This is a genomic window from Pseudomonas xanthosomatis, assembly GCF_019139835.1.
Taxonomy (GTDB): Bacteria; Pseudomonadota; Gammaproteobacteria; order Pseudomonadales; family Pseudomonadaceae; genus Aquipseudomonas; species Aquipseudomonas fakonensis.
The window spans coordinates 2,788,908-2,807,397 of the sequence record NZ_CP077075.1; the positions used below are offsets into that span (position 1 = coordinate 2,788,908).

Genomic DNA, 18,490 nt, shown 5'->3' on the forward strand with positions numbered 1-18,490 from the left:
GCCTGCCTTAGTGCAGGCCTTTTCGTTTTTACCTGCATGCTTTTCACCAGGCAATAAAAAAGGTTCTTCACGGATTGCCGGGAAAGTCATTCTTGATCTTCATGAAAAAGAACTCGCTGTCCCGGTAGCCGTAAGCCATCCGCTTGATCGCCTTGATCCGGTTGTTGATACCTTCCAACTGACCCGTGTGCATCGGCCACCGCACCCTACTCAGGATGCCGCGCCAGTATCCCTTCAGGCGTTTAGCGAACTGCTTCAATGCCGGTATCGCGCTTTCATCAGCTAGGCGTAGCCACTGCTTCCAGGCTGATCGCCAGCCCCAGGCGGTGGTGGGTGACCACAGGGCTTTGAGCTCTGCCTTCATCAGATAAACCGTCATCAGCGATTGGTTAGCTGCTAGCAGATCCTGCAGATGTACCTGCTGATCTTCTCGCTTGAGATTTTCTGGATTACGCAGCAGGAGCCACCGCGCTTGCTTGATCACCTTGCGGGCGGGTTTGTCATGGCGCAAGCGGTTGGCCTCATCGACCCGCACCCGGTCAATTACCTCTCGCCCATACTTAGCGACCACATGAAACAGGTCATAGACCACGCGTGCCTGCGGGCAATGTTGGCGTACCTCCAGGTCAAATGCGGTGTTCATGTCCATTGCCACTGCTTCGATCCGTGCACAGCCCTCCGGCCCCAGCTCTTCAAAAAAGGGTCTGACAGCAGCTCGGCTACGCCCCTCGCCAATCCACAGCACCCGGCGGGTATCAGCATCCAGAACCACGCTGGCATAGCGATGCCCTTTGAACAGAGCGAACTCATCCATCACCAAGCGCCTGGGCTGGGCCTTCGGTAGATTTTCCAGTGCGTGTTGTAGCGCCCGTCGCTCCAGTAAGCGCACGCTGTCCCAATGCAAACCAAACAGCTCGGCGACGTGCAGGGTGGGCAGTCTTTGGCAAGACTGGATCACCGCCTCGGCCAAGCGCTTGGTCATCCGCGAATAGCGATCAAGCCAACGGACTGACTCCATTCGCTTGCCGCATGCCCTGCACCCGACGCGCCGCAGTTCAACATTCAACCGCACTGCACGGCCAAGAATGGGTAGGTCACGGATTGAGCGCTGGCAGTATTCGTGGATGGTGGTGCTGGACTGATGACAGCCGCTGCAAGTGGGGAATCGGGTGGGCTGCGGAATCAGGTCGATCAGCAGGTCATCGCCATCAGGCCTGATCGCAGTGACAGAAAAGCCCTCCCAGAAGGGCAGAAACGTATTAATATCGTGCACAAGAACGCCGGTTTGTAGATGTGTTTGCTCGCACGAACATCATCCATCAAACCGGCGTTCTTGTTTCTGTCTTTCCCGGGATTCCGTGAAGAACCATAAAAAAGCCGACCCACAAGTGGGTCGGCTCCATAACAATCCGTGAGGATTATTACTTGCGGCTGGCTTTGTCCAGCATACGCAGAGCGCGCTCGTTGGCTTCGTCAGCGGTTTGCTGAGCCTTCTGAGCAGCTGCCAGAGCGTCGTCAGCTTTGCGGTAAGCTTCGTCTGCACGAGCTTGGGCGCGAGCTGCTGCGTCTTCGGTAGCGGTCAGGCGAGCTTCGGTTTCTTTGGATACGCTGCTGCAACCGGTAGCCAGAACTGCGGCCAGGGCCAGAGCAGAGAATTTCAGAACGTTGTTCATCGTGTTCCCCTTCAAGGACTTTCTATTAAATAGCCATCTCTCACAAAGAGAAACTGGCCGGCGTACATAGTACCCATTACTTGTAGTAAGTAAACTGACTGAGCGCAAGACGCGCAAAAAAAATCTCACTGCAAGGGCGCCAGCCCGGGGTTTGCAGCGCAACTGTGAAAAATTCGTGCCTGCACGCAAGCGGTTGTAGTTGCGGAACTTTTTTGTGAACTAAAGGTGACTTTAACTGTCCGTCAGCGTCATAGCCCAAACAACATCCGGCTACTGTTGCATGCCTTGTGCAGGGTTGCATAAACCCTCTGTGTGGCATTTTCATCAGCGCCGCTTGAGCAATCCCGCTTGTGCCGCCTACTATTTGTAGGTGCTCCTGCGGCCAGAACGATCCTGATCGTACGATTGTCCAAGGGGCAGAGGTGGCGTAGAGGTCCCTCCGCCGGATAAACCACATCGGTAAGGCAAGGGTCTGCCGTGAGACCTGAGAGGAGTAGTGATGAGCGACACGCTGACCATCCACCATGACCAGGCCGGTCATCAGTTCGAGACCAACGTGGACGGTCACCGGGCCTACCTGACGTACATGGACCTGGGCAAGCAGACGCTAGACATCTACCGCACCTTCGTGCCCAACGCCCTGCGCGGGCGTGGCATTGCCGCCGCGCTGACCGAGAGGGCCCTGGAGTACGCCGAGCAGATGGGCTACACGGTGATCCCTTCGTGCTCGTACGTGGAGCGCTACATGGAGCGCCAGCAGCGCCATTCGAGCAAGGCCTGAAATTACCGCACATATGAAAACGCCGGGCATTGCCCGGCGTTTTCGTTTGGTTGAATTTCAGCGCTGGCGCTTTGGCAGCACATCCTTGAGCTTGGCGCGCATGCCGCGCAAGGCTTTTTCGGTGGCTGCCCAGTCGATGCAGGCGTCGGTGACCGAGACGCCGTACTGCAGCTCGTCGAGGTTTTTCGGAATGGCCTGGCAGCCCCAGTTCAGGTGGCTTTCGACCATCAAGCCGATGATCGACTGGTTGCCTTCAAGGATCTGGTTGGCGACGTTCTCCATCACCAGAGGCTGCAGGGCCGGGTCCTTGTTGGAGTTGGCGTGGCTGCAGTCGACCATGATGTTGGCCTTGATCTTGGCCTTGGCCAGGTCCTGCTCGCACAGGGCGACGCTGACCGAGTCATAGTTCGGCTTGCCGTTGCCGCCACGCAGTACCACGTGGCCGTAGGCGTTACCCTTGGTGGTGACGATGGACACGCCGCCTTCCTGGTTGATACCCAGGAAGCGGTGCGGTTTGGACACCGACTGCAGGGCGTTGATGGCCACGGTCAGGCCGCCGTCGGTGCCGTTCTTGAAACCGACTGCCGAGGACAGGCCCGAGGCCATTTCGCGGTGGGTTTGCGATTCGGTGGTGCGCGCACCGATGGCCGACCAGCTGATCAGGTCCTGCAGGTACTGCGGGGAGATCGGGTCGAGGGCTTCGGTGGCGGTGGCCAGGCCTTTTTCGGCCAGGTCCAGCAGCAACTGGCGGCCGATGTGCAGGCCGTCCTGGATCTTGAACGAGTCGTCCAGGTACGGGTCGTTGATCAGGCCTTTCCAGCCCACGGTGGTGCGCGGCTTCTCGAAGTACACGCGCATTACCAGGTACAGGGTGTCGGAGACCTCTTCGGCCAGCACTTTCAGGCGCTCGGCGTACTCGTGGGCGGCCTTGATGTCATGGATCGAGCATGGGCCGACCACCACGAACAGGCGATGGTCCTTGCCGTCGAGAATATTGCGCACCACTTCGCGGCCGGCAGTCACGGTCTGCAGGGCCTTGGCGCTGAGAGGGATTTCCTTCTTGAGCTGATCGGGGGTGATCAAGGTCTCGTTGGAGGCAACGTTAAGGTCATCGATCGGTAAATCAGCCATCGTGTTACTCGTCAGGTCACGGGTGCCGGCCGCCAGCGATCCCCCGTGCGGCCCAGCAGCAGATTGTTCGCAGCGGGGAGGCCGAACCTTAGCGCGTTAGCGGGGGCGCGACAATGGGCTGGGGCCCGTCATTACGGGGTTTTTGCCGGCCTTGGGCGGTTTTCAGGCGTGGCCCGGGCGCAGGCTGGCTTCGGAAAACGCCTCGGCGTGCAGGCTGACCCAGCGTTCGGCCAGTTGTTGTGCACTTAGCCCGGCCGGGGCGTGCAGCTGGCAATAGTGGTGGATCTGGCACACCTGCTCGCCCATGCGTGCACCGAACAGCGCCTGTTGGTCGGTAAACGCCACGCCCACCCGGTAACCCTGGTCGAGCCGCTGGCACCAGGCCACGTAGCCGGGGTAGCGGGCCTCCAGGCCAAGTGAGGGGATCAGTACTTCAACCGCAGTGCCGCGCCGGTAGGCGCGCGGTTGCAGGCAGGCGATGCCACCGAGGCCCTGGGTGAGGAGGTGGCGGCGGAACAGGTGGGAGGCGGGGCGAAAGGCGAGTTCGACCGGGATCTCGTCGGGGTGGGGCAGGTATCCGCACATGGTCGACTCCGTGTCGATTATTTGACCTTCTTCGCCACAGTATAGAGAGGGGTCGAAAACCGGCTGATTTGCGTGTAGAAAAACGGACGAACGACACAGGAGAACAGCATGGACCCTCGTACTACCCGCATCGGTATCATTGGCAGCGGGGCCATTGGCGGTTTCTACGGCCTGATGCTGGCCCGCGCAGGCTTCGACGTGCACTTTCTGCTACGCAGCGAATACGCCGCGGTGCGTGAGCAGGGGCTCAAACTCGACAGTGCCGTGCACGGCCAGTTGCAGATGCAGGTACAAGCCTACGACAGCGCAGCTGAGATGCCGTCCTGCGACTGGCTGCTGGTGGGCGCCAAGGCCACCAGCAACGCCGAGCTTGCGCCGTTGATCGTGCAGGCCGCAGCGCCGGGTGCGAAGGTTGTGCTGTTGCAGAACGGCCTGGGTGTCGAAGACCAGCTGCGCCCGGCCTTGCGTGACGACATGCACCTGCTGGGCGGGTTGTGCTTCATCTGTGTCCACCGCCAGGGCCCGGGTGATATCCGTCACCAGGCCCTGGGCGCGGTCAACCTGGGTTACCACAGTGGCCCGGCTGGCGATGGCGGCGCAGCGTTGGTGGAGAAGGGGGCCAGGCTGTTCCGTGCGGCGGGCATCGACTCCCAGGCCATGGCCAACCTCGAGCAGGCGCGCTGGCAGAAGCTGGTGTGGAACGTGCCGTACAACGGCCTGTCGGTGCTGCTGCAGGCCAGTACCACGCCGTTGATGGCCGACCCCGACAGCCGCGCGCTGGTGCAGGCATTGATGGCAGAAGTGGTGGAGGGGGCCCGGGCCTGCGGTCTGGAATTGCCCGATGGCTACGCTGAGCACCTGCTGCGGGTGACCGACCAGATGCCCGACTACTGGCCGAGCATGTACCACGACCACGCCCAGCAGCGGCCGCTGGAATTGCAGGCGATCTACGCCGAGCCGCTGCGCAGGGCAGTTGCTGCCGGTTGCCATTTGCCGCGCATGCAGGCGCTGTATCAGGCGCTGGCTTTCATCGACCGGCGCAACGTTTCGGTGTGACCGCCCCGGCCCGAGCCAGCAGCGCCGGACGGCAAAGCGCCGGTCGATGGCGCTGCTAAGCTCAAGCTTGCTCTGCCGCTGCGGCAGTCGAGGAGGCCGAATGATCCGTTCCATGCTGTATGCCACCGACCTGGGGGTATACGCGCCTTTCGTCATGCAACACGCCCTGGCCTTGGCGCACACGTTCAAGGCAGAGCTGTATGTCATCCATGCGGTCGAACCCATGGGCCAGTTCGCCGAATCCCTGTTGCAGAGCTACCTTGACGAGCAGACCCTCGATACCCTGCACAGCGAGGGGGTGAACACGGTAATGGCCAATATCGAACAGAAGGTCCTGGAAAACTTTCGTGACGAATTGGGCGAAGAGGCCGACCTGGCACTGATACGGGCGGTGCGGGTACGCCAAGGCGACCCGGCCCAGGTGATCCTCGAGCAGGCCCAACGCCTGGCCGTCGACCTGCTGATCTTCGGCAGCCACAGCGCCGGGGCGGGGGTGGACGTACCGCTTGGGCGCACGGCGGTCAGGCTGCTGCAACTGTCGCCGGTGCCGGTGTACATGGTGCCGCTGGCACAGCATTTGGGGCGTAGGAAAATTTAACTGCGCAGGAAGGCAAACCCGTGGAGGCGTAACAAAATAGTTCTAGATTTATTGCTGGAACCACTAATATAGTTATAACTCGTCGCGGCCAGCAGCCGGTGACTCACCGCCTTTGAGGGATATCTATGAAGCTTCAACAACTGCGCTACATCTGGGAAGTGGCGCACCATGACCTCAACGTTTCCGCGACGGCGCAGAGCCTGTACACCTCCCAACCCGGTATCAGCAAGCAGATCCGCCTGCTCGAGGACGAGCTGGGCGTTGAAGTGTTCGCCCGCAGCGGCAAGCACCTGACCCGCGTCACCCCGGCCGGCGAGCGCATCATCACCACTGCCGGCGAGATCCTGCGCAAGGTCGAGAGCATCAAGCAGATCGCTCAGGAATTCTCTAACGAGAAAAAGGGCACGCTGTCCATCGCCACCACTCACACCCAGGCGCGCTACGCCCTGCCGCCGGTAATCAGCAACTTCATCAAGCAGTACCCGGAAGTGGCGCTGCACATGCACCAGGGCTCGCCGATGCAGATCGCCGAGATGGCCGCCGACGGCACGGTCGACTTCGCCATCGCCACCGAGGCGCTGGAGCTGTTCGGCGACCTGATCATGATGCCGTGCTACAAGTGGAACCGCTGCGTGGTAGTGCCCCAAGGTCACCCGTTGACCAAGCTGCCAAAGCTCACGCTGGAAGCGGTGGCCGAGTACCCGATCGTCACCTACGTGTTCGGCTTCACTGGCCGTTCGAAGCTCGACGAAGCGTTCAACCACCGCGGCCTGACGCCCAAGGTGGTGTTCACCGCAGCTGACGCCGACGTGATCAAGACTTATGTGCGCCTGGGGCTGGGTGTGGGTATCGTGGCCAAGATGGCGGTTGACCCGAAGCTCGACAGCGACCTGGTGTGCCTGGATGCCAGCGAGCTGTTCGAAGCCAGCATCACCAAGATCGGCTTCCGTCGCGGCACCTTCCTGCGCGGTTTCATGTGCGATTTCATCGAGAAGTTCGCTCCGCACCTGACCCGCGAAGTAATGGCCAAGGCCATCCAGTGCCACAACAAGCAGGAGCTCGAAGAGCTGTTCGAGGGTGTCGAGCTGCCGGTGCACTAAAGGCAGTCGCAAACCTCAAGCGGCAAGAAAGAGCAGCCCGTGCACGGTCTGCTCTTTTTGTGGTTTAAAGCTTAAGGCTTGCCGCTGCTTCTCAGGCTTTGCTGATCAGGTTGCCGGCATGCAGCCCGCATTCTTTCTGCGTGGCCTCTTCCCACCACCAGCGGCCTTCACGTTCGTGCTGGCGCGGCAGCACCGGGCGGGTGCACGGCTCGCAGCCGATGCTGATGAAGCCGCGCTCGTGCAGGCTGTTGTACGGCAGCTCGAGCATGCGGATGTAACCCCATACTTCCTCGCTGGTCATCTGCGCCAGCGGGTTGAACTTGTACAGCGGGCGCTCCGGGGTGGAGAAGGCGCTATCGATCTCCAGCGCCGCCACCTGGCTGCGGGTGCCCGGGCTCTGGTCGCGGCGCTGTCCCGTGGCCCAGGCGCTGACGGTGGCCAGCTTGCGGCGCAGCGGCTCGATCTTGCGGATGCCGCAGCATTCGCCGTGGCCGTCCTTGTAGAAGCTGAACAGGCCCTTTTCCTTGACGAACGGGTCGAGCTTGTCGCGGTCGGGGCTGAGCAGCTCGATGGGCAGGTTGTACTGCTCGCGCACCTGGTCGATGAAGCGGTAGGTCTCCGGGTGCAGGCGCCCGGTGTCGAGGCTGAACACCTTGACCTGCTTGTTCAGCTTCCAGGCCATGTCCACCAGCACCACGTCTTCGGCGCCGCTGAAGGAGATCCACAGGTCGTCACCAAAATGCTCGAAGGCGAGCTTGAGGATGTCCTGCGGGGACTTGCTGGCATAGGTCGCGGCCAGGGCGGCGACGTCGAAGGGTTGGCTCATCAGGCGGTTTCCATCGGGTGAGTGGCGCTGTGCGCTCGTAATGGGCAAATGGTAACAAAAAATGGCGGGTTAGACCGGCTGAAGTCGGCGGCGCCTGCTTCGCGGGCGAGCCCGCTCCCACAGGTACAGCGCAAACTTCAGGCCTGCGCGTAACCTGTGGGAGCGGGCTTGCCCGCCAAACAGGCGCCGCCGCTCACAAGCTCTGCAAGGTCTCCATCAACACCCGCACCTTGGCGATCGATTCTTCGTACTCGGCCTCCCAATGCGAGTCCGCCACCACTGCGCCGCCACCCCAGCAGCTCACCTGGCCATCCTTGACCAGCAAGCTGCGGATGGCGATCGAGCTGTCCATCTCGCCGCGCACGTCCACATACAGCAAGGATCCGCAATACAGCGCCCGGCGCGCGGGCTCCAGCTCGTCGATGATCTGCATGGCACGGATTTTCGGCGCGCCGGTGATCGAGCCGCCGGGGAAGCTGTCGCCGATCAGCGTCAGCGCGTCCTTGCCCGGCGCCAGGCGCCCGGTGACGCTGCTGACCAGGTGGTGCACGTTGGGGTAGCTCTCCAGGCTGAACAGCTCCGGTACCTTCACCGAGCCGATCTCGCAGGTGCGACCGATGTCGTTGCGCAACAGGTCGACGATCATCAGGTTTTCCGAGCGGTCCTTGGGGCTGGCCAGCAGCTCGGCGGCGTTGTGTGCATCTTGCAGCGGGTCGCTGGCGCGCGGGCGGGTGCCTTTGATCGGGCGGGTTTCCACCTCGCCCTGGCTGACGCGGATGAAACGCTCCGGCGAGAAGCTCAGCAGGGCTGCGCCATCGCCCAGTTGCTGGTAGCCCGAGAAGGGCGTCGGGCAGGCGGCGCGCAGGGCCTGGTAGGCGTGCCAGGGGTCGCCCTGGCAAGGCGCGCGAAAACGCTGGGTGAGGTTGATCTGGTAGCAGTCGCCGGCCTGGATGTAGCGCTGCACCTGGTCGAAGGCGGCGCGGTACTGGGCTGGTTGCAGGTCGCCGGTCATCGCTGCGAGCAGGTGGAAGTGCGTTGGCTGTGCAGTATCTGGCGCTTCGAACAGTTCAGCCAGGCGCTGGCGCTCGCTGTCGGCGAGCTTGGGGTGAAACACCAGCTGGCTGGTGGCGAGCTGGTGGTCAGTCAGCAGCGCCCAGGCGTACAGCCCCAGTTGCGCGTCGGGCAGGCCAAGGTCGTCCAGCGCCTGCGCCGGCAACTGTTCCAGGCGGCGGCCGAAGTCGTAGCTGAGGTAGCCGATAAGGCCGCCGGCAAATGGCAGCTCGATGCCCGCTGGCAATTGCGCTTCGCCAAGGCCTGCCAGGGCTTGGCGCAAGCGCTGCAGGTAGGCGCGCCCGTCCTCATCCGCTTGCGCCTGCAGTTGTTGCAGTGGCCAGGCGCTGAGCAGGTCGAAGCGGCCGCGTCCGGCGCCAGGGCGGGCACTGTCGAGCAGGATGGCGCCGGGGGCGTTGCGCAGGCGTGCGAAGTAATGAGCTGGGTCGGCTTGGTAGGGCAGGGGGTGGAGCGTACAGGTCGGCATCAGAATGGACGGCGATGAAAAAGCGAAGATGCCGATTGTAGACCTGTGTAGGAAATGCGCCTAGCGCTGGGGGCGACATTCACATGTTGTGTAAGGACGCGGTCGGGCGCGGACCGTGTAGGAGCGGCCTTGTGCCGCGAAAGGGCCGCGTAGCGGTATCAACACCACATAGAATCGCCGGGGCCGCTAAGCGGCCCTTTCGCGGCACAAGGCCGCTCCTACAGGATCAATTCGGCTGAACGTGCCCGAACAAACCCTGGGCCACTTTTACCCGCTGCTCGGCATCTTCGCTGCGGCCTTCTTTGGCCAGCATCTCGATGTGCGCCTCGATGGCGTGGGTGCGCTGGGTCAGGCCGCAGTCGTTGGCGATCTGGATGTTCAGGCCAGGGCGGGCGTTGAGCTCGAGGATCAGCGGGCCCTTGTCCTGGTCCAGCACCATGTCCACACCGATGTAACCCAGGCCGCACAGCTCGTAGCAGCTGGCGGCCAGCTTCATGAAGCCGTCCCAGTTCGGCAGCTGCACGCCGTCCACCGCGTTGGTGGTGTCCGGGTGCTTGCTGATGATCTTGTTCAGCCAGGTGCCGCGCAGGGTCACGCCGGTGGCCAGGTCCACGCCCACGCCGATGGCGCCCTGGTGCAGGTTGGCCTTGCCGCCCGACTGGCGGGTCGGCAGGCGCAGCATGGCCATCACCGGGTAGCCCATCAGCACGATGATGCGGATGTCCGGCACGCCCTCGTAGCTGATGCTCTTGAAGATCTGGTCGGGGGTGACCCGGTACTCGATGAGTGCGCGGTCGCGGTGGCCGCCGAGGGAGTACAGGCCGGTGAGGATGCTCGAGATCTGGTGCTCGATTTCCTCGTGGCTGATGATCTTGCCCGACACCGTGCGGTAGCGGTCCTCGAAGCGGTCGGCGACCACCAGGATGCCGTCACCGCCGGCGCCTTGCGCCGGCTTGATGACGAAATCGCTGCGCCCGCCGATGATCTCGTCGAGCTTTTCGATCTGCTTTTCGGTCTCGATGATGCCGTACATCTCCGGCACATGGATGCCGGCCGCCAGCGCGCGCTCCTTGGTGATGATCTTGTCATCGACGATCGGGTACAGGTGGCGCTTGTTGTACTTGAGCACGTAGTCCGCGTTGCGCCGGTTGATACCCATGATGCCCCGGGCTTCCAGGGCCTTCCAGGTCTTGATCAGTCCGAACATCAGGCGTCAGCCTTCTTCAGGAATGCCTTGAAGCGCACGAGCTCGGTCAGGCGGTAGCCGCGGTAGCGACCCATCGCCAGCATGAAGCCCACCAGAATCAGCAGCACTGCCGGGAAGGTGAACACGAAGTACACAGCTTCCGGCACGGTCATCAGCAGGTGTGCGATGGATGCGGCGAACAGGGTGCCGATGGCCACTTTCATGGCATGGCCGCCGCCGCGCTCTTCCCAGGTGATCGACAGGCGCTCGATGGTCATGGTCAGGATCACCATCGGGAACAGTGCCACCGACAGCCCGCGCTCCAGGCCCAGTTTGTGGCTGAACAGGCTGATGGCGGCGATCAGTACCACCACGAAGGTCAGCACCACCGACAGGCGCGGCAGCATCTGCAGCTTGAGGTGCTCCAGGTACGAGCGCAGCGACAGCCCCAGCGCGGTGATCACCGTGAACAGCACGATACCGAAGCCCAGCTGCGTTTCGCGGAAGGCCAGGGCGATCAGTACCGGGGTGAAGGTACCCAAGGTCTGGATGCCGATCAGGTTGCGCAGGATCAGGATCACCAGCACGCCGATCGGGATCATCACCATGATCATGAAAGTCTGCTGGGTTTGCAGCGGCAGCCCGTACAGCGAGTATTCGAGGAAGTCCGCGTCGGTGTTCTCGTCGGTCAGCTTGGCCAGGCGGATGGCGTTCATCTCGCTGTTGTTCATGCTGAAGGTGACGCTGGCTTTCTTGCCGCCATCGACGCTGATCAGGTTGTCGTCACCGGTCCACCACAGCAGGCGGTCGGCCGGCAGGCCCTGCTCGCCGGTGTCCGGGTTGAAGTACAGCCAGTCGTTGCCGTTGAAGCTGCGCAGCCACAGTTCAGGGGTTTGCGGGGTGTCGGCCACCAGGCGGATGGTGTGCACCTTCTCCAGCGGTACGTGGGCGATGGACAGCAGCAGGTCGATGACCTGGGCCTTCTTCATCGATGAGGTGTCGCCGGCCAGCAGCAGCTTGACGTTGTCGTCATTGAGGTTGTTGACCCGCTTGATGGTCTCGCTGACGAAGGTCTCGACGTCGGCCGAGTGCTGGCGGATCGGCGCCATCAGCGCCTCGGCGGCGATCTTCTCGGGGCCCTCGACGGCCAGGCTGTCGCGGAAGGTCGGGCCCTTGATCTTGGTCTTTTCGTTGCTGTAGCGCTTGGTCAGCACCAGGCGATAGTAGAGGGTCTGGTTGCCGCTGGCGCGGCGCGCCGACCAGGTCACCTTGCGGTTGCCGTCGGCTCGGTTGACGCTGACCCCGTAGTTGTTGGAGATGAAGCTCTCGTTGAGGCTCACGTAGTCACGGTTGAGCGGCGGTACGAACATCTGCACCTTGACCGGGTCCTTGGCGCTGGCGACGAACTCGACCTTGGCGTCGATGTTCCACAGGTCGTCGGTTTCGTCTTCGGTCACCGGGATGCCCAAGGCGAAGATCTGGTAGGCCGTGACGGCAACGCCCAGCAGCACCAGTACGGTGATCAGGACTTTCAGGTGGAGGGTAAGAGAGCGCATCGGGATTACTCTGCTTTGGGAGCTTCGGTGGCGCAGGCAGGTTTGCCGGCCGCGTATTTAAGGCTTGGGTCGACTAGTGCATCCATGTGCTTGAGGGCCTCGGAGCCGATCAGCAGCGGGAACTGGAACGCGCTGCGGTCGGTGAGGTTGACCTCGATGGTGCGCAGGGTCTGGCCCATGCAGATATCGAGTTCGATGACCGGGCGGGCGGTGTAGGCCTTGCCCGATTCGGCGTCATAGTCCCCGGCGCGGCGCTTGATCTTGCTGACCCGGGCCAGGGGGCGTTCGATGGGGTGTTCGTGGGCGGCGTCGATGGCGAGGTAGAAGCGCACCCAGCTTTCGCCGTTGCGCTTGAAGCGCTTGATGTCACGGGCGCTGAGCGAGGCGGTCTTGGCCCCGGTGTCCAGTTTGGCTGCCACTTCCAGGTCAAGGTCGCCCAGCCGGGCGTATTCGTTCAGGCCGTAGACGGTCTTCTGCGCCGCGGGCGCCAAGGCCGGCAGCACAGTCAGGCAGAGCAGCAATGCAGCGAGTATCGGTTTCATAGTCCTGGCGCGGTGCTGTGCGGGGTTCTGGGCAAGGCGACGGGCCAAGCATCCTTAATAAGCCTGTCAACAGCATGAAATGACGACAGGCACGCTATCCGTGCTCCGAAAGGAGCGCGGCATTCTATCACGCCGATGTGTGGACGCCAGCGCGCCCGCGATCAGACCGTGGCGGGGCGGGGTAAGTTCGTTCTTAGACGATTGTCGACAATATGCTTTTTGTCTTTGACTCGCGGCCTCTGTTTGGCTAGTTTTGCTGGCATGGTTTTAAGAGGTGTCGACAATCATGCTGGATGCCGTGCAAGCACCCGCTAACAGCCAGGACGAAACCGAGACGCTCTCGGAGAACGTCTTCCGCCGTATCCAGGCGGCCATCGTCAAGGGCGAGATCGCCCCCGGCAGCAAAATCTCCGAGCCAGAGCTTGCGCGCACCTACGGCATCAGCCGCGGCCCGCTGCGCGAGGCCATCCACCGCCTCGAAGGCCAGCGCCTGCTGGTGCGGGTGCCACACGTCGGCGCGCGGGTGGTATCGCTGAGCCATGCCGAGCTGATCGAGCTGTACGAAATCCGCGAGTCGCTCGAAGGCATGGCCTGCCGCCTGGCCGCCGAGCGCATGAGCCAGGCCGCCATCGACGAGCTGCGCCATGTGCTCGACACCCATGAGCGTGACGCCGCATTCCAGGCCGGGCAGGGCTACTACCAGCAGGAAGGCGACTACGACTTCCACTACCGGATCATCCAGGGCAGCGGCAACCAGACCCTGTACAAGATGCTCTGCGGCGAGCTGTACCAGCTGGTGCGCATGTACCGCATCCAGTTCTCCACCACCCCCAACCGCCCGCGCCAGGCCTTCGCCGAGCACCACCGCATCCTCGATGCCATCGAGAGCCGTGACGGCGAACTGGCAGAACTGCTGATGCGCCGGCATATCGGCGCGTCCAAACGCAATATCGAGCGCCATTACCAAGGCGCAGACAACAATAGCCCACGAGGTGAGTCATGACAGTCAAGAGCACGCCCGGCCAACGTTTCCGCGATGCGGTTGCCGCCGAACACCCGTTGCAGGTAGTCGGGGCGATCAACGCCAACCATGCGCTGCTGGCCAAGCGCGCCGGGTTCAAGGCCATCTACCTGTCCGGCGGCGGTGTGGCCGCCGGCTCCCTGGGCCTGCCGGACCTGGGCATCAGCGGCCTGGACGACGTGCTCACCGATGTGCGCCGTATCACCGACGTGTGCGACCTGCCGCTGCTGGTGGATGTCGACACCGGCTTCGGCGCCTCGGCGTTCAACGTTGCCCGTACCGTGAAGTCGATGAGCAAGTTCGGCGCCGCGGCCATCCACATCGAGGACCAGGTCGGCGCCAAGCGCTGCGGCCACCGCCCAAATAAAGAGATCGTCACCCAGCAGGAGATGGTCGACCGCATCAAGGCGGCGGTGGATGCGCGCAGCGACGACAGCTTCGTGATCATGGCGCGCACCGACGCGCTGGCGGTGGAAGGCTTGAACGCCGCCCTGGACCGCGCCGCGGCCTGCGTCGAGGCCGGCGCCGACATGATCTTCCCCGAAGCCATCACCGAGCTTTCGATGTACAAGACTTTCGCCGACCGGGTAAAGGCGCCGATCCTGGCCAACATCACCGAATTCGGCGCCACGCCGCTGTACACCACCGAAGAGCTCGCCTCGGTGGATGTGTCGCTGGTGCTGTACCCGCTGTCGGCCTTCCGCGCCATGAACAAGGCCGCCGAGAACGTCTACACCGCCCTGCGCCGCGACGGCACGCAAAAGAACGTGATCGACACCATGCAGACCCGCATGGAGCTGTACGACGCCATCGGCTACCACGCCTTCGAGCAGAGCCTGGATGCGTTGTTCGCGCAGAAAAAAGCCTGACCTGTGGCCCCCGTCGCCGGCACTGCATACCCCCTTGTAGGAGCCGGCTTGCCGGCGATAGGGCCGGTACAGCCACACACGATTAGCCAGAAGAATTCCATAACAAGTTCAAGAAAGGAGAAACCCCATGGCCGAAGCAAAAGTACTCAGTGGTGCAGGCCTGCGTGGCCAGGTGGCCGGGCAGACGGCGCTTTCCACCGTCGGCCAGGCCGGTGCCGGCCTGACCTACCGCGGCTATGACGTGCGCGACCTGGCCGCCGGCGCCGAGTTCGAAGAGGTAGCCTACCTGCTGCTGTACGGCGAGCTGCCAAGCCAGGCCGAGCTTGCCGACTACAAGCACAAGCTCAAGGGCCTGCGCGAGCTGCCCCAGGCGCTGAAGGAAGTGCTCGAGCGCATCCCCCGCGACGCCCACCCGATGGACGTCATGCGCACTGGCTGCTCGGTGCTCGGCACCCTGGAGCCCGAGTTCACCTTCGAGGCCCAGCGCGACAAGACCGACCGCCTGCTGGCGCTGTTCCCGGCGGTGATGTGCTACTGGTACCGCTTCACCCACCACGGCGTGCGCATCGACTGCAGCAGCGACGAAGACACCCTGGGTGGCCACTTCCTGCACCTGCTGCACGGCAAGAAGCCGAGCGAACTGCATGTGAAGGTGATGAACGTTTCGCTGATCCTGTACGCCGAGCACGAATTCAACGCCTCGACCTTCACCGCCCGGGTGTGCGCCTCGACCCTGTCCGACCTGTACTCCTGCATCACCGCTGCCATCGGTTCGCTGCGCGGCCCGCTGCACGGCGGCGCCAACGAGGCGGCCATGGAGCTGATCGAGCGCTTCCAGAGCCCGCAGGATGCCACCGCCGAGCTGCTGCGCATGCTCGAGCGCAAGGACAAGATCATGGGCTTTGGCCACGCCATCTACAAAGAGTCCGACCCGCGTAACGAGGTGATCAAGGGCTGGGCCAAGCAGCTCGCTGATGAAGTGGGCGACAGCGTGCTGTACCCGGTGTCCGAGGCCATCGACAAGACCATGTGGGAGCAGAAGCGGCTGTTCCCCAACGCCGACTTCTACCATGCCTCGGCGTACCACTTCATGGGCATCCCGACCAAGCTGTTCACGCCGATTTTCGTCTGCTCGCGCCTGACCGGCTGGGCCGCACACGTGTTCGAACAGCGTGCCAACAACCGCATCATCCGCCCGAGCGCCGAGTACACAGGCGTCGAACAGCGCAAGTTCGTGCCGATCGAGCAGCGTTAAGGCAAAGGTCGCCGGGGGCTGCTGCGCAGCCCTTTCGCGACACAAGGCCGCTACAGGTGCGGCGCTATCCCTGTAGGAGCGGCCTTGTGCCGCGAAACGGGCGCGCAGCGCCCTCATTGGCCAGACCTGCCCACCGAATACCGTGACCGAGCCTGATAACGATATGAATACTGCATACCGCAAGCCCCTGCCAGGCACTGCCCTGGACTATTTCGACGCCCGCGCCGCGGTCGAGGCGATCAAGCCCGGCGCCTACGACGGCCTGCCTTACACCTCCCGGGTACTGGCCGAAAACCTGGTGCGCCGCTGCGACCCGGCCACCCTCGACGCCTCGCTGAGCCAACTGATCGAGCGCAAGCGTGACCTCGACTTCCCCTGGTTCCCGGCCCGGGTGGTGTGCCACGACATCCTCGGCCAGACCGCGCTGGTGGACCTGGCCGGCCTGCGCGACGCCATCGCCGACAAGGGTGGTGACCCGGCCCAGGTCAACCCGGTGGTGCCGGTGCAGTTGATCGTCGACCACTCCCTGGCCGTGGAGTGCGGCGGTTTCGACCCTGACGCCTTCACCAAGAACCGCGCCATCGAAGACCGCCGCAACGAAGACCGCTTCCACTTCATCAACTGGACCAAGCAGGCGTTCAAGAACGTCGATGTGATCCAGCCGGGCAACGGCATCATGCACCAGATCAACCTGGAGAAGATGTCGCCGGTGATCCACAGCGACCACGGCGTGGCCTACCCGGACACCTGCGTCGGCACCGACAGCCACACCCCCCATGTGGATGCACTTGGGGTGATCGCCATCGGCGTCGGTGGCCTTGAAGCCGAGAACGTGATGCTTGGCCGCGCCTCATGGATGCGCTTGCCGGAAATCGTCGGCGTCGAGCTGACCGGGCGCCTTGCGCCGAATATCACGGCCACCGACCTGGTGCTGGCGCTGACCGAGTTCCTGCGCAAGCAGAAGGTGGTGGGCGCGTACCTGGAGTTCCACGGCGCAGGTGCCAGTGCACTGACCCTGGGCGACCGCGCCACCATCTCCAACATGGCCCCGGAATACGGCGCCACCGCGGCGATGTTCGCCATCGACCAGCAGACGCTGGACTACCTCACCCTGACCGGGCGTGACGACCATCAGGTGCAGCTGGTTGAAACCTACGCCAAGGCCACCGGCCTGTGGGCCGACAGCCTGGCCAAGGCCGAGTACGAGCGTACCCTCTGCTTCGACCTGTCGAGCGTGGTGCGCAACATGGCCGGCCCGTCCAACCCGCATGCCCGGGTGGCCACCAGCGACCTGGCGGCCAAGGGTATCGCCGGGCAGTGGCAGGAGGTGCCCGGGCAGATGCCTGACGGCGCAGTGATCATCGCCGCCATCACCAGTTGCACCAACACCAGCAACCCGCGCAACGTGATCGCTGCCGGCCTGATCGCGCGCAATGCCAACAAGCTCGGTCTTACCCGCAAGCCGTGGGTCAAGTCGTCCCTGGCGCCGGGCTCCAAGGCTGTGCAGCTGTACCTGAAAGAAGCAGGGCTTGAGCAGGAACTGGAGCAACTGGGCTTTGGCATCGTCGCCTTCGCCTGCACCACCTGCAACGGTATGTCTGGCGCGCTGGACCCGGTGATCCAGCAGGAAATCATCGACCGCGACCTGTACGCCACCGCCGTGCTGTCGGGTAACCGCAACTTCGACGGGCGCATCCACCCCTACGCCAAGCAGGCATTCCTGGCTTCGCCGCCGTTGGTGGTGGCCTATGCCATTGCCGGCACCATTCGTTTCGATATCGAAAAAGACGTGCTGGGGGTGGTCGACGGTAAGCAAATCCGCCTGAAGGATATCTGGCCAAGCGATGCCGAGATCGACGCCGTGGTGCGTGCCTCGGTCAAGCCCGAGCAGTTCCGCCAGGTGTACATCCCGATGTTCACCATCGAGGAGGACAAGGGCCCGAAAGTGGCGCCGCTGTACGACTGGCGCCCGATGAGCACCTATATTCGCCGCCCGCCATACTGGGAAGGCGCCTTGGCCGGCGAGCGTACCCTGCGCGGCATGCGCCCGCTGGCGGTGCTGCCGGACAACATCACCACCGACCACCTGTCGCCGTCCAACGCCATCCTGCTGGACAGCGCCGCCGGTGAGTACCTGGCGAAAATGGGCCTGCCCGAAGAGGACTTCAACTCCTACGCGACCCACCGCGGTGACCACCTGACCGCCCAGCGCGCCACCTTCGCCAACCCCAAGCTGTTCAACGAAATGGTGCGCAAGGACGACGGCAGCGTGAAGCAGGGCTCGCTGGCGCGCCTTGAGCCGGAGGGCAAGGTAACCCGCATGTGGGAAGCCATCGAAACCTACATGCAGCGCAAGCAGCCGCTGATCATCGTTGCCGGTGCCGACTACGGTCAGGGCTCGTCCCGGGACTGGGCGGCCAAGGGCGTGCGCCTGGCCGGGGTCGAGGCCATCGTCGCCGAAGGCTTCGAGCGCATCCACCGCACCAACCTGGTGGGCATGGGCGTGCTGCCGCTGGAGTTCAAGCCCGGCACCGACCGCAATACCCTGGGCCTGGACGGCAGCGAGACCTACGATGTGGTGGGGCAGCGCACGCCGCGGGCGACCCTGACCCTGGTGGTTACCCGCCGCGATGGCGAGCGGGTCGAGGTGCCGGTGACCTGCCGCCTGGATACCGCCGAAGAGGTGTCGATCTACGAGGCCGGCGGGGTGCTGCAGCGCTTTGCCCAGGATTTCCTCGAAGGCACCGCCTGATAACCAACAACATGGCCCCTGT

Annotated in this window: 17 protein-coding genes; 8 read left to right on the plus strand and 9 right to left on the minus strand. The window is 63.4% G+C overall.

Translation table 11 applies throughout. From position 1 onward, the window contains the following. Nucleotides 1-67 precede the first annotated feature (67 nt). Both KSS93_RS12425 and oprI read right to left on the minus strand, forming a co-directional pair. Nucleotides 68-1,273: an ISL3 family transposase gene (locus KSS93_RS12425; RefSeq protein ID WP_217888504.1), complete on the minus strand. Its 1,206-nt coding sequence runs from the start codon at nt 1,271-1,273 to the stop codon at nt 68-70. Between the two features lie 148 nt (nt 1,274-1,421). Further along, nucleotides 1,422-1,673, minus strand: a complete 252-nt coding sequence (oprI, locus tag KSS93_RS12430; RefSeq protein ID WP_003259780.1) for an outer membrane lipoprotei OprI — start codon at nt 1,671-1,673, stop codon at nt 1,422-1,424. Between the two features lie 499 nt (nt 1,674-2,172). On the opposite strand from oprI, the gene KSS93_RS12435 reads away from it, so the two are divergent. Further along, nucleotides 2,173-2,454 carry a GNAT family N-acetyltransferase gene (locus KSS93_RS12435; RefSeq protein WP_217888505.1) on the plus strand — a complete coding sequence of 94 codons (282 nt, stop codon included), beginning with the start codon at nt 2,173-2,175 and terminating at the stop codon, nt 2,452-2,454. Between the two features lie 57 nt (nt 2,455-2,511). Here the strand turns inward: KSS93_RS12435 and KSS93_RS12440 are convergent, their stop codons facing one another. Both KSS93_RS12440 and KSS93_RS12445 read right to left on the minus strand, forming a co-directional pair. Further along, complete coding sequence (locus tag KSS93_RS12440) at nt 2,512-3,585, minus strand: 3-deoxy-7-phosphoheptulonate synthase (RefSeq protein ID WP_217888506.1); 1,074 nt, start codon at nt 3,583-3,585, stop codon at nt 2,512-2,514. A gap of 162 nt (nt 3,586-3,747) precedes the next feature. Beyond that, nucleotides 3,748-4,170 carry a PilZ domain-containing protein gene (locus tag KSS93_RS12445; protein ID WP_217888507.1) on the minus strand — a complete coding sequence of 141 codons (423 nt, stop codon included), beginning with the start codon at nt 4,168-4,170 and terminating at the stop codon, nt 3,748-3,750. 108 nt (nt 4,171-4,278) lie between these two features. Between KSS93_RS12445 and KSS93_RS12450 the strand changes: the two genes are divergently transcribed. The 3 genes from KSS93_RS12450 (at nt 4,279) to cysB (ending at nt 6,924) form a co-directional block, all read left to right on the plus strand. Beyond that, complete coding sequence (locus KSS93_RS12450; RefSeq protein ID WP_217888508.1) at nt 4,279-5,226, plus strand: putative 2-dehydropantoate 2-reductase; 948 nt, start codon at nt 4,279-4,281, stop codon at nt 5,224-5,226. A 100-nt stretch (nt 5,227-5,326) separates the two neighbouring features. Continuing rightward, a complete protein-coding gene (locus KSS93_RS12455; RefSeq protein ID WP_217888509.1) occupies nt 5,327-5,824 on the plus strand; it encodes a universal stress protein in 498 nt (165 codons plus the stop codon). Nucleotides 5,825-5,949: 125 nt separating this feature from the next. Then, nucleotides 5,950-6,924: an HTH-type transcriptional regulator CysB gene (cysB, locus tag KSS93_RS12460; protein ID WP_217842739.1), complete on the plus strand. Its 975-nt coding sequence runs from the start codon at nt 5,950-5,952 to the stop codon at nt 6,922-6,924. A gap of 91 nt (nt 6,925-7,015) precedes the next feature. Here cysB and KSS93_RS12465 read toward each other — a convergent pair whose 3' ends face one another. The 5 genes from KSS93_RS12465 to rloA form a co-directional block, all read right to left on the minus strand. Next, nucleotides 7,016-7,750 (minus strand): phosphoadenylyl-sulfate reductase, encoded by a 735-nt coding sequence (locus KSS93_RS12465; protein WP_217888510.1) that lies wholly within the window; start codon nt 7,748-7,750, stop codon nt 7,016-7,018. Between the two features lie 193 nt (nt 7,751-7,943). Beyond that, on the minus strand, nt 7,944-9,287 hold the full coding sequence (gene pabB, locus KSS93_RS12470) for an aminodeoxychorismate synthase component I (protein WP_217888511.1): 1,344 nt from the start codon (nt 9,285-9,287) through the stop codon (nt 7,944-7,946). A gap of 226 nt (nt 9,288-9,513) precedes the next feature. Next, the gene (locus tag KSS93_RS12475; protein ID WP_217842742.1) at nt 9,514-10,494 is read right to left on the minus strand and encodes an alpha-L-glutamate ligase-like protein; all 981 of its coding nucleotides are present in this window, start codon (nt 10,492-10,494) and stop codon (nt 9,514-9,516) included. Further along, the gene (gene rloB / locus KSS93_RS12480) at nt 10,494-12,029 is read right to left on the minus strand and encodes an osmotic stress tolerance membrane protein RloB (protein WP_217842743.1); all 1,536 of its coding nucleotides are present in this window, start codon (nt 12,027-12,029) and stop codon (nt 10,494-10,496) included. Before rloB ends, KSS93_RS12475 begins: the two co-directional genes overlap by 1 nt. A gap of 5 nt (nt 12,030-12,034) precedes the next feature. Next, nucleotides 12,035-12,571 carry a retropepsin-like aspartic peptidase RloA gene (gene rloA, locus KSS93_RS12485; protein ID WP_217842744.1) on the minus strand — a complete coding sequence of 179 codons (537 nt, stop codon included), beginning with the start codon at nt 12,569-12,571 and terminating at the stop codon, nt 12,035-12,037. Nucleotides 12,572-12,857: 286 nt separating this feature from the next. Here rloA and KSS93_RS12490 point away from each other — a divergent pair, with 286 nt between their 5' ends. From KSS93_RS12490 to acnD, 4 genes are all read left to right on the plus strand, one after another. Further along, a complete protein-coding gene (locus tag KSS93_RS12490; RefSeq protein WP_217842745.1) occupies nt 12,858-13,574 on the plus strand; it encodes a GntR family transcriptional regulator in 717 nt (238 codons plus the stop codon). After that, nucleotides 13,571-14,461 carry a methylisocitrate lyase gene (gene prpB / locus KSS93_RS12495; RefSeq protein ID WP_217888512.1) on the plus strand — a complete coding sequence of 297 codons (891 nt, stop codon included), beginning with the start codon at nt 13,571-13,573 and terminating at the stop codon, nt 14,459-14,461. The genes KSS93_RS12490 and prpB overlap by 4 nt, the downstream gene beginning before the upstream one ends. Nucleotides 14,462-14,588: 127 nt before the next feature. After that, the gene (gene prpC / locus KSS93_RS12500; RefSeq protein ID WP_217888513.1) at nt 14,589-15,716 is read left to right on the plus strand and encodes a bifunctional 2-methylcitrate synthase/citrate synthase; all 1,128 of its coding nucleotides are present in this window, start codon (nt 14,589-14,591) and stop codon (nt 15,714-15,716) included. A gap of 163 nt (nt 15,717-15,879) precedes the next feature. Then, on the plus strand, nt 15,880-18,468 hold the full coding sequence (gene acnD / locus KSS93_RS12505; protein ID WP_217888514.1) for a Fe/S-dependent 2-methylisocitrate dehydratase AcnD: 2,589 nt from the start codon (nt 15,880-15,882) through the stop codon (nt 18,466-18,468). The last annotated feature ends 22 nt before the right edge of the window (nt 18,469-18,490 follow it).